The organism is Mucilaginibacter sp. CSA2-8R (assembly GCF_038806765.1).
GTDB lineage: Bacteria > Bacteroidota > Bacteroidia > Sphingobacteriales > Sphingobacteriaceae > Mucilaginibacter.
Window position 1 is genome coordinate 3,598,315 of record NZ_CP152389.1, and the last position, 11,814, is coordinate 3,610,128.

The window sequence follows — 11,814 nt, forward strand, 5'->3', positions numbered from 1 at the left end:
CGATATTACTAAATTGTTTTTATTGAAAATAATTAAACCTTAGGAGTTTTTAAATAACAATCCGTTAATACACGCTAACGCATTCAGCAAGTGTTAGTATCTATTTAGTGGAGTGAGGATAGGAATATTTGATTATTAACTTCAGCTCACTTACTTTGCTGCATGCGCCAAGACTTCAACACCCTAAACTATAATCGCAAAGCTTACGGGATAACCCTTTTTGTGCTTACGCTGTTATTGTTTTCAATTTTTTGGCTTGGTAATTATCCTGAATGGATAGAGACTTATTATGCCGAAGGCTTATACCCAGCCATTAACGCAGTCAGAAATTTTTTAATTGGCTGGCTGCCTATAAGTTTAGGCGATTTATTATACTTGGCACTGATTGCTTACCTGGTTTATTCGGTTGTCAGATTTGTTCGTTTATTAATCAATAAATCTTTCAACCACATACCATTAAGCATCATGCGGCTTATAATCGGGTTTCAGATTTTTGCCTGTGCATTTTATTTATTGTGGGGTTTAAATTACTTCAGGCCTCCGGCTGCCGTATTGTTACAGCTGCCTCAGCAAGAATATAACTTAAACGACCTTACAAAAATTACCCGTTTGCTGATTGATAGCACCAACGCCACGCAACGTGCTTATTCGCAGTGGGCCCGCATAAATAAAAGCGAACCTGATTATTGTGCTGTTGCATCGGCCGCTGTTAAAAAGCTGCCTGACCATTTTAAGCAATTTAAAACTTACCGGCCAGTTGCTAAAACATCACTATTTACGCCTTTATTAAATTACATGGCTACCTCCGGCTACTTTAATCCCTTTACGGGTGAGGCTCAGGTTAATTACCAAATGCCATTAGTTAATACGCCAGTAACTGCCTGCCATGAGATGGCGCACCAGATGGGTTTTGCACGTGAAGATGAAGCCAATTTTGTAGGTTTTTTGGCAGCCAGGCAGTCAACCGACCATTTAACGCGTTACTCGGCTTACTATCTGGCCATGCAGGAGTTTATGCGCCAGGTACGCAGACGCGATACGGCAGAATTTAACCAATTAAAAAAGCAAATATCTCAACCGGTTAAAAACAACCTGAAAGCCGACCGGCTGTACTGGGAACATTACGAAAACCAGATAAGCTACGTGACAAGTATCTTTTACGATAACTTTTTAAAGGCCAATAACCAACCGCAGGGACTGCTCACCTACAACCGCATGATTTATTTAACGATGGCCTACTATCGTAAATACGGAAGGCTGTAAAACGATTAGCTGTTTTTTACCAGGATGCTTTCAACCACATAAGATACTTGCTCGCATTTATCAGTGGTACGTTCTAACGACGCCAGAATTTCACCGTACTTAATTAACCTGAAAGTATCGGTTTCCTCGTTGTTTAGCACCGCAAACGCTTTGTCGTATACCATATCAGCCTCGTGTTCCAGTTGTTTGATGCGGTTACAGCTGTCAACAATAGCCTTGCCGTTACTTAAATCTTTCAAAGCCATTACGCAAGCCTCAAGCTCCAAAGCACAATCAAGCACTATTTTGCAAAGCTGGCGTATGGGTGTTGTTATAGAATCGATGGAGTACAGGTTGATCCGGCGGGCAGAAGCATCAATGTAATCAGAAAATCCATTCATCGCCGATACCAATGCATACATATCGTTACGTTCAAAAGGAGATATTAACGCCTTACCAGATACGGCATATACCTGGCGCTTTAATTCGGCCGATTGTGCTTTTAACCTGCCTATTTGCGCAAATTCAGTTTTTTGTTCAGGAACCCATTCGCCTTCAATAGCCGTATTCAGTAACTTAGCCATAGCAACGCTATTACTCGCCGCTTTATTAAACAAACCGTAAAATACGTGATCGTTATTGGGCATTAATTTGGTCAGAAAATTATTCATGGGTTTTTAGCAACAATAGGGATGTCAACAATAGCTAAACTTTAGTGATTGCAAATTTACACTATAAATTGAATGTTAAGACAATGTTTATTTGTTAACAAATTGTTAATTATACATCAACGCAAGGTTAAGATACATTTGCACATGCCAAAAAATGATCTTCCTACTTACGCCATCGTCGAATTACTGATCCGTTTATCATCTTGTAATCCCACAATAGGCAACTACAAAAATCATTATTATAATAACGAAAACGTAATTGTAAAAACATTATACGGGCTATAACCTTACCCCAGGAATTGATTATGAGACAGTTTGACGCGCCCGAAAATATTCCAGATCATGAACTGGAAGCCGTTGCACAGCAGCTAAAATAAGTTAACTTATTTTTTTGAGTAAATACAAAGCACCCACCACTACACCGGCAATGCCGGCAGCACGAACTACTTTTTTATTACTCACTCTTTTCGAGGTATAACCACCCGATATTTTATTATCCTGGCGGGTAGGCTCAAAAATACTACCATTGGTTACCGGAGCAGGTTCGGCATTTTTTAAGTACATTTTTACAAATTTGGTAGTAGCCAAACGGGTTAACGTTGGCGACAACCACTGGCTAAACCGGGCAAAGTAAGCCGAGCTACCCAGCATCACCGAGTTTTTGGGATTTTGCGCCAGCATAACCAGGGTGTGCGCTACTTTATAAGTAGGCACTACCGGAGGCGCAGGTTTTAAAACCTTACCGGTATAATTGGCTGCGTGGCTTGGACCCGGCGTATCAACAAACCCCGGAAAAACATCACAAATATGAATGCCCGGACAATCGTGTAACTCGGCCCGCAGCGCTTCTGAGTAACCGCGCAGTCCGAACTTACTGGCTGTATAAGAAACTGAGTATGGGAAAGCTACATAGCCTCCTACCGAGTTTAAATTGATAAGCACACCGCGCTTTTGCTTTTTAAAATGCGTAAGCGCTGCATGTGCCCCGTTAACATAACCCAACAAATTGGTTTTAATAACTTGATTGTGCACCTCAATGGGTATAGTAGTAAACTCGCCCAGTGCGCCCAAACCTGCTACGTTAATCCATACATCTAAACTACCGCCAAAAATACAGGCGTCTTTAGCTAAGCGTGCAACCGATTCGGCATCAGTAACATCGGTAACTACTGCAATAGCCTTGCCTCCCAAACGGTCGCAAAGATCAACCATTTCGTCCAGTGCTTCTTTTTGCCGGGCAGCCAATACCACTTTGGCACCATAACGTGCAAACTCTAAAGCTGTAGCCCGGCCAATACCACTAGTAGCACCGGTTATTACTATTGTTTTTTTATTAAGAGGTGCCGCCGGCAGATATTTCGATGCTGTCATAAAACTATAAAATGCAGGATTGTAACTGGTATACAACCCTGCATTGGTGCAAAAGTTTAATTAAAATGGACAAATACCATACGTCTACACCGTTTGTGCTGCGTTGGTATGCAAAAATGTTACTCTTCCCAACTCCCAAATTTACCATCACGATAATCCTGGTAGGCTTCGGCTATCTCTTGTTGCGTGTTCATCACAAACGGCCCCTGTGATACCACCGGCTCATTAAGCGGCATGGCGTGGCCTAATAATAAAACGGCATCGGTTTGAGCACTGATTTTCAGTTCATCACCGTCGTGGTTAAATTCAACCAATTGCAATGCTTTAACGTTCGCAGTGTTAACAGCGAGCTCGCCGGAGATTACATAGAAAAAAACGTTATGCGCCGATGGCACTGGTATCTCTAACTGCGCGCCTGCTTTAAATTTAATGGTGCTTAAAAAGATACTGTCGGCCGAGTCAAACGCACCTTTTACCTCGTTCCACTGGCCCGAAATTAAACTAACTTCTGCCCTGCCGTTATCCAATGGCAGGGTTGGTATTTCGTCGCGCTGCTTGCCAATATAAAAAGGCTCAGACATTTTAAGGCGGGCAGGCAGGTTTATCCATAATTGCAAAATCTCTAAGGGACCACCTTGCTGCTTAAAATCATCGGATGATATTTCGGCATGAATCAATCCCTTACCGGCCCGCATCCACTGTACGCCTCCCGCTTGTATCACGCTTTCGTGCCCGCTGCTATCTTTATGCGCTATATCACCTTCTAAAATAAACGTAACCGTTTCCATACCCCGGTGCGGGTGCGGGCCAAATGGCAAGCCATTATTGTTACGTTGATACACCTGCGGACCATGATGATTTAAAAATAAAAACGGGTCAATATATTGTATCGATGCCGTTGGGATGGCCCGGTAAGTAACTAAATCGGCAATGGGCGAATAGGCAGCTTGATGGATTTTATTTATGGTTCTCATTAACGTTTGATTAGAATTTGACTTACAGTGACTTTAGCACAACTAAAGTTTCGGTTAAAATGTTTAAACACCAGTTAGCAGCCCTTACTGTTTATAGTAAATCGTTACTTTTACAGGCACATTTAACTTTATACATGCCATATACTTTGGGTAAATTATTTTGCTGCCTTGCCTTTTTACTTTGTTCGCTATCTGCCGTGGCACAAAAAAAGTTCACCCTTAGTGGCACTATCAGAGATGCTGCTACTGGCGAAACGCTGATAGGTGCTTCTGTAATTATGCAGGCGGCCGGCGGCCGCGTGGGCACCTCTACCAACGCTTACGGCTTTTACTCCCTAACCGGCGCCGAAGGCACTTACAATGTTACCATTAGCTATATTAGTTACCAGCCCATTATAAAAAGTGTTACACTTAATAAAAATACATTGCTCAACATTGAGCTTAAGGCCGGATCGGAATTGCAGGAGGTAGTGGTAAGGGCCGGCGACCGTAAAAACGAAAATGTACGCAGTCCGCAGATGGGTGTTGAGCAAATTGATATGAAGCTGCTGGACAATATCCCCGTATTGTTTGGCGAAAAAGACGTGCTCAAAACCATTCAACTATTGCCGGGTGTAAAATCGGGCGGCGAGGGCAATACCGGCTTTTTTGTACGCGGCGGCGCATCCGACCAAAACCTTATTTTGTTAGATGAGGCAACGGTTTACAATTCGTCGCACTTGCTTGGCTTCTTTTCTACCTTTAATGCCGATGCTATTAAAAATGCTGATTTGTATAAAGGTGGCATGCCCGCACAATATGGCGGCAGGCTATCATCGGTTTTAGATGTTAAGATGGATGACGGCAACAATAAGAACTTTGCTATGCAAGGGGGCCTGGGCCTCATCGCCTCCAGATTAAAAGTGGAAGGACCGCTGATTAAAGATAAAAGTTCGTTTATGATTAGCGCCCGCCGTACGTATATCGACTTTTTGCTCAAGGCCTCACCCGATACGGCAATTAAAGGTAATACCCTAAATTTTTACGATTTAAACGCCAAGTTTAACTACAAATTTAACGACAAAAACACTGTTTACCTGTCGGGCTATTTTGGTCAGGATAACATCGGTATTAAGGATCTTTTTGCCAACAACTGGGGCAACACCACCGGAACCCTACGCTGGAACCATGTTTTTAACAGCAGGTTATTTTCTAATACTTCGCTTATTTATAACAAATACAGCTACATCATTGAGCTGTTAGATGACGTTAATAATTTTAAGGTAACGTCGCTTATTCGAGATTTCAATTTGAAGCAGGATTTTCAATACTTCAGCAATAAGCATACGTTGCGCTTTGGCTTGCAGGCCACCCACCACCGTATTGCACCATCCGATATCAGCACAAGCACCACATCCAGCTTTAACAATTTATCAATTGAAAACCGCTACGGTGTCGAAACCTCTGCTTACTTGTCTGACGAGTATGTAGTGAACCAGCACCTGAGTTTGTTGTATGGCTTGCGGGCCAGTTGGTTTGCGCTGTTAGGCCCGGGCACTTTCAGCACTTATAATGCTGCCGGTGATGTTACCTCTTTTGCTACTTATGGCAGTGGCCGTATTGCCAAAAATTATTTCAACCTGGAGCCACGCTTTTCGGCAAGCTATCTTTTTAATGACGAAAACTCGGTAAAGGCCTCTTACAACCGCAATACACAGAATATCCATATCCTATCCAACACGGGTTCCAGCTCGCCTACCGACCAGTATGTGATGAGCAGTAACAACATCCGCCCCGAAATTGCCGACCAGGTAGCCCTAGGTTATTTTAAAAATATAAAGGATAATACATTTGAGTTTTCGGGCGAGGTGTATTACAAGTGGATGCAAAATCAGATTGAGTACAAAAATGCAGCACGCCTGATCGCCAACGCCAGCGTTGAGTCGCAATTACTGTTTGGCACCGGCCGTGCTTACGGCTTGGAACTGTTTGCCAAAAAACGGGTAGGCAAACTTAACGGCTGGTTAAGCTATACCCTGTCGCGCACGGAGCGTAAGTTTACCGGGCTGAACAATGGCAATTACTTTCCGGCCCGGCAAGACCGCACACACGATGTAGCCCTGGTGGGTATTTACAAACTGAGCAAACGCTGGACGCTATCTGCCAACTATATTTACAGCACCGGAAACGCTGTTACCTACCCGGCCGGTAAATATCAGTTAGGTGGCATCACCACTTATTACTATACGGAGCGCAATGCCAACCGACTACCCTACACCAGCCGCCTTGATTTAAGCGCTACGCTGGAGGGTAAAGACACCGGCAAACGTTTCCACTCAAGCTGGTCGTTCGGTTTATACAATGCGCTCAACCGTAAAAACCCTTATTCGGTAGATTTTCGCAACGTGCCATCCGACCCTACCCGGACAGAAGCTGTACAAACTTCGTTGTTTGGGATTATCCCATCCGTAACCTGGAATTTTAAGTTTTAACTAGATGAAAAAATTGGTTTACCTGTTTTGTTTAGCCATTAGTCTTTCAGGCTTGCTAACGTCTTGCCAAAAAGTGATTGATATTGATGTGAATACATCACCCTCGCAATTGGTGATTGAGGGCAACATTACTAACATTCGCGAAACGCAGTTTATAAAAATTAGCCGCTCGGTTGCTTACACGGCTACCAACGTTTATCCTGCCGTTTCGGGCGCAACGGTGCAAGTGAGTGATAATGCAGGGAACACCTATCGTTTTGCCGAAACCGCAGCTGGTTCGGGCTTATATAGTTTTGGGCCGTTGCGTGGCGTATCAGGCCGTACTTATACGCTCCGGATTACGGTAGACGGGCAGACTTACACTGCAAACTCGGTAATGCCCAACCCCGTGAGGACAGACTCATTAACCTTAAGCAAAATCACCTTTGGCAGTAATTCGCGCACCATCGTATCGGTTAACTTTACCGACCCTAAAGGCGTAGCTAACCAGTACCGGTTTATACAATACATCAATGGCAAGCAGGTAAACCGTATATATGTAATTGACGACCGCTTAACCGATGGTAACCGCATTAAGCAGGATCTGTATTTTGATGATGACGATTTTGAAAGTGACAAACTCATGAGCGGAGATATAGCCCGTGTTGAGATACAGTGCATTGACAAACCGGTGTTTGACTATTTTTTCACTTTTAGGCAGCAAAGCCGTGGCGGCCCCGGTGGCGGCACTACGCCGGGCAACCCGCCATCAAATATTGACAATGGCACCCTCGGATATTTTAGCGCACATACCTATCAAACCATTGAAATAAAAATTCCATAACCGAAAGGACATTACTTTTACTATTTACCAATAAAAAGACGGTAAATTTGCAGCCGTATTAAAATAAGCAATCTTGTACAACTGTTGCTTGTAATAAATTTTGCTGCATGACTGAAACAACGGCTACACTTTCTTACCCCAAACACTATTTACGGTTTGCCGTTGGGATGGTGTTTTTTTTACCGGGATTGATATTTGCCAGTTGGGCATCGCGCATTGCTACGATACAACAAACCTTAAACTTATCTGACGCAGCGCTGGGCGCTATCCTGTTTTCTATCCCGGTTGGATTGATGGCCTCTTTGCCTTTAGCCGGATGGATGATATCGCACATCGGCAGCCGCAAACTGGCCATCATTGGTATTATAGTTTACGGAATAGCGCTGATTGGATTGGGTTATGCGCCAAATGTTACCTCATTAATTGCCTGCATGGTGTTTTACGGCTTTGCCAGCAACACCGTAAATATAGCTGTAAACACCCAGGCCGTAGCCACCGAGAAAGTTTATGGCAAGCCCATTATGGCCTCGTTTCATGGTTTATGGAGCCTGGCAGGTTTTGCAGGTGCCGGAATCGGTACTTTTATGATTGGCAAGGGCGTTGTGCCTATTCATCATTTTACCTACATCGTTTTAGTGGTTATTTTGGGAGTAATTGTTTGCCAGCGTTATCTTTTTAACGACAGCTCGACGGGCGATACCGGACCAGCCTTTGCCCTGCCCGACCGGCCTTTAATCAAATTAGGCATCATTGCCTTTTGTTCCCTCATTTGCGAAGGCGCCATGTTTGACTGGAGCGTAATCTATTTTAAAAAAGTAATACATGCCCAGGCCGGATGGATGGCTGCCGGTTATACATCATTTATGTGCACCATGGCTTTAGGCCGTTTTGTAGCCGACTGGTTTGCCGAACGTTTTGGCTTAAAGCAAATACTGCAGTTAAGCGGGTTGCTTACTGCATCTGGTTTAATGGTTGCGGTTATATTTCCGCACCTGTACACCGCCATGATTGGCTTTTTACTGGTAGGCTTCGGCGTATCATCAGTAGTACCTATGGTTTACAGCGTAGCCGGTCGCTCCAAAACGATGTCGCCCGGGCTGGCATTGGCAGCAGTATCAACCATTGGCTTTGTGGGTTTTTTGGTTGGCCCGCCTGTTATAGGCTTTGTTGCCGGTGCGTTTAGTTTACGTGTAAGCTTTGTTTTAATAGCTGTGATGGGCTTGTGTGTAACGGCCCTGTCGAGCAAGCTTAAACTTTAAACCAATTACCGTATCGGTTTCATAATCCGGTTCCAGCGGACTTTGTTGAGCAACGTTGCTGACGAATCTGTACTGAACCAGGTAATCATGGCCTTGCCTACTATGTGGTCTTCGGGCACGTAACCCCAAAAGCGCGAATCGAGTGAGTTATGGCGATTATCGCCCATCATCCAGTAATAATTCATTTTAAAGGTATAACGGTCGGCCGGTTTGCCGTTAATTGAAACTTTACCGTTTCTGGCCTCCACACGGTTACCTTCGTACAACTCAATGGCCCTGCGGTAAAGAGCCATAGTTGAATCGTTAAGGGCAATACTCATCCCTCGTTTAGGCATCACTAAGGGGCCGAAGTTATCTATATTCCAGGTAAATTTGGGATTATGCGGAAACACTTCTGCATCATACCGGCCAGCCGGGTCAATTACCGGCGCTACCTTTTTAATATTGCTGTATTGCTTAAAAGCAGCTAAACTATGGGTCGGTATGTTGACGACGAGTGATGTATCATTTAACTGCTGCAAAATTTCCATACGGAGTTCTTGTAACAATTTGGGGTTAAGGGTATTGCCGTCAGTAGTTACATGATAAGTAGTTTCCTGATCCGGCGCTTCGGGTGCTGACTTACCGTTGATAAAAACACGGCCGTTAATAATGCGCAGTTCATCGCCGGGTGTGGCCTGGCAACGTTTGATTAAATTGGTGCGCACATCTACCGGCCGGCCATACGCCGGATCGGCTTCTTCGGGTTTGTTAAAAACCACAATGTCGCCTTTCTTGACTTCGGATAATCCAGGCAGGCGAAAATAACGCAGCTTAATACCGTCCCAATAAGTTTTAATATTGTTGCTGGTTACGGTCGACTCTAAAAATGGAATAGCCACCGGCGTCATTGGCATACGGGGCCCATAATGTATTTTACTAACAAACAAGTAGTCGCCGGTTAGCAAGCTACCTTCCATCGATCCTGATGGTATAGCATAAGCAGAAAACAGTAAGCCGCGAACCAAAGTAGATGCCACCAGGGCAAACAAGATGGCATCACCCCATTCGCGAACTTTAGATTTTTTTACCTTGGGCGACGGATTGCGCCTAAACCAGTTGAATACAGACATAAGGGTAGCAATTAAGTTATACCTCTATCTGACCAGCTATACCTCAACTTGTTACAACGCCACTTTACTTTTTACCGGTATTTAAATCCTGGTCGGTCGGGTTTAAAACATACTCATGGCTTTCGCCGGCATGCCGCAGTATAAATTTAAGCCGTTCGGCAGGCACCGTAATATCTAAAGCCAGCGTGGCTATCACATCGGGCAGGTTTTCCATAATGGTAGATACCTGGCTGCCATCGGGTAAATCAACCAGTATATCATTACCCATCGGTTTAATTTTCCAGTCTTTAATTTGGGCATTATTGAGTACTTCAATCCACTTTTCTTGATATGCATTCATTTTTTGGCGTTTTATTCATAAAGCACTTAGCTCTTAAAATGTTTTGTCATCAGTTTTTAGGTACCGGTAGCAGGTAGCATTACAAACCATGCGTCATGCCAAATCAACAATTTTCAGGCTAACAATATTAGCATCGTTATTTTTCTTAATTTTGATATTAGATGTATGCAATTGTTGATATTGAGACTACGGGCGGGCATGCCAGCGCTAACGGAATTACAGAAATAGCCATCTGTATTCATGATGGTAAAGAGGTAATTCAGCGCTACCAGACTTTAATTAATCCGGGCAAAGAAATCCCGATTTATATACAAACCCTTACCGGTATCAGTAATGATATGGTACAGGATGCGCCTTATTTTAAAGAAGTAGCTTATGATATTTACCACCTTATACAGGGGCACATCTTTGTTGCGCATAACGTAAATTTCGATTATTCTTTTGTAAAATATCACCTTGCTGCTGCTGGGTACGATTTGCAATGCGCCAAGCTATGTACAGTACGTTTGAGCCGTAAGATTTTGCCGGGCAAGACCTCATATAGCTTGGGTAAGCTTTGCCACCAGTTGGGTATTGGCAACTCGGCCAGGCACCGCGCCGCCGGCGATGCAGATGCCACGGCCGAACTATTTTCGCTGCTGCTGGAGAATGACAGCAACCAGCACATTCCCGAAGCGTTAAAGCAACGCTCGAAAGAACAGGTGCTGCCGCCTAACCTGCACCGCAGCTTTATTGATAAACTGCCGCCTACACCGGGCGTGTATTACTTTCACGATAACAAAGGGAAGGTAGTTTATGTAGGTAAAGCGGTAAATATTAAAAAGCGGGTGGCCAGCCATTTTAGCGGCAACAACTCGGGCGCACAGCGGCAGGATTTTATGCGCAATATTCACCAAATCAGTTTCCAGGAATGCGGCACGGAGCTTATGGCGCTGCTTACCGAGGCTGTAGAAATTAAGCGCCTTTGGCCTAAGTTTAACCGCTCGCAAAAAAAGCTGGAATTTAACTTTGGCTTATACACCTACGAAGACCAGCGCGGATACCTACGGATCGCTGTAGACAAGCGCCGTAAATACTCGACCCCGGTACATACCTGTAGCTCGCTGCTAGAAGGGCGAAATGTTTTACTAAAGCTGATTGACGCATACCAGTTATGCCCAAAGTTTTGCTTCATCCAAAAAAATAATGATACCTGTACAGGTGCCTTGCAAGCTCAGTGCGCCTGCACCGGCCACGAAAGCGTAGAAGATTATAACCAAAAAATACAGCAGGCCATTGACGGCTTAAAACAAACCCTGCCTACTTTTGCCATACGCGATGAAGGACGGACCAGCGACGAGCATAGCTGTATTTTGATTGAAGAAGGCCGCCTTTACGGTATGGGCTATATTTCGCATTATTTTGAGGTGAACTCTCTATCGCAACTCAAAAACCATTTAACGCCTTACCCCGGTAATGACTATATGCACAACATGATTATTAATCATGCGGAAGAGCATCCGTGGAAAAAAGTTGCGTTTACGGAGTTGCGGGAGATGGCGTGAGGGAAAG

10 protein-coding genes are annotated in these 11,814 nt (G+C 44.2%); 5 read left to right on the forward strand and 5 right to left on the reverse strand.

Translation table 11 applies throughout. The annotated features are described in order from the left end of the window. Window positions 1-162 precede the first annotated feature (162 nt). Window positions 163-1,263, forward strand: a complete 1,101-nt coding sequence (locus AAGR14_RS15560) for a DUF3810 domain-containing protein (RefSeq protein WP_342645157.1) — start codon at window positions 163-165, stop codon at window positions 1,261-1,263. Window positions 1,264-1,268: 5 nt separating this feature from the next. Here AAGR14_RS15560 and AAGR14_RS15565 read toward each other — a convergent pair whose 3' ends face one another. The 3 genes from AAGR14_RS15565 to AAGR14_RS15575 all read right to left on the reverse strand — a co-directional run bounded on the left by AAGR14_RS15565 (window position 1,269) and on the right by AAGR14_RS15575 (window position 4,258). Then, window positions 1,269-1,913: a DUF47 family protein gene (locus AAGR14_RS15565; RefSeq protein ID WP_342645158.1), complete on the reverse strand. Its 645-nt coding sequence runs from the start codon at window positions 1,911-1,913 to the stop codon at window positions 1,269-1,271. 378 nt (window positions 1,914-2,291) lie between these two features. Next, window positions 2,292-3,284 carry an SDR family oxidoreductase gene (locus AAGR14_RS15570; RefSeq protein WP_342645159.1) on the reverse strand — a complete coding sequence of 331 codons (993 nt, stop codon included), beginning with the start codon at window positions 3,282-3,284 and terminating at the stop codon, window positions 2,292-2,294. A gap of 119 nt (window positions 3,285-3,403) precedes the next feature. Continuing rightward, the gene (locus AAGR14_RS15575) at window positions 3,404-4,258 is read right to left on the reverse strand and encodes a pirin family protein (protein WP_342645160.1); all 855 of its coding nucleotides are present in this window, start codon (window positions 4,256-4,258) and stop codon (window positions 3,404-3,406) included. A gap of 134 nt (window positions 4,259-4,392) precedes the next feature. Between AAGR14_RS15575 and AAGR14_RS15580 the strand changes: the two genes are divergently transcribed. From AAGR14_RS15580 to AAGR14_RS15590, 3 genes are all read left to right on the forward strand, one after another. Next, window positions 4,393-6,729 (forward strand): TonB-dependent receptor, encoded by a 2,337-nt coding sequence (locus tag AAGR14_RS15580; protein ID WP_342645161.1) that lies wholly within the window; start codon window positions 4,393-4,395, stop codon window positions 6,727-6,729. A 4-nt stretch (window positions 6,730-6,733) separates the two neighbouring features. Beyond that, entirely contained in the window at window positions 6,734-7,552 is an 819-nt protein-coding gene (locus tag AAGR14_RS15585; protein WP_342645162.1) for a DUF4249 domain-containing protein, read from the forward strand. A 107-nt stretch (window positions 7,553-7,659) separates the two neighbouring features. Beyond that, complete coding sequence (locus tag AAGR14_RS15590) at window positions 7,660-8,811, forward strand: MFS transporter (RefSeq protein WP_342645163.1); 1,152 nt, start codon at window positions 7,660-7,662, stop codon at window positions 8,809-8,811. 5 nt (window positions 8,812-8,816) lie between these two features. On the opposite strand, the gene lepB is transcribed toward AAGR14_RS15590, so the two are convergent. Together lepB and AAGR14_RS15600 are read right to left on the reverse strand one after the other, a co-directional pair. Then, the gene (gene lepB, locus AAGR14_RS15595; protein WP_342645164.1) at window positions 8,817-9,923 is read right to left on the reverse strand and encodes a signal peptidase I; all 1,107 of its coding nucleotides are present in this window, start codon (window positions 9,921-9,923) and stop codon (window positions 8,817-8,819) included. 64 nt (window positions 9,924-9,987) lie between these two features. Next, complete coding sequence (locus AAGR14_RS15600) at window positions 9,988-10,263, reverse strand: hypothetical protein (RefSeq protein ID WP_342645165.1); 276 nt, start codon at window positions 10,261-10,263, stop codon at window positions 9,988-9,990. A gap of 161 nt (window positions 10,264-10,424) precedes the next feature. On the opposite strand from AAGR14_RS15600, the gene AAGR14_RS15605 reads away from it, so the two are divergent. After that, complete coding sequence (locus AAGR14_RS15605; protein ID WP_342645166.1) at window positions 10,425-11,807, forward strand: exonuclease domain-containing protein; 1,383 nt, start codon at window positions 10,425-10,427, stop codon at window positions 11,805-11,807. Window positions 11,808-11,814: the final 7 nt, after the last annotated feature.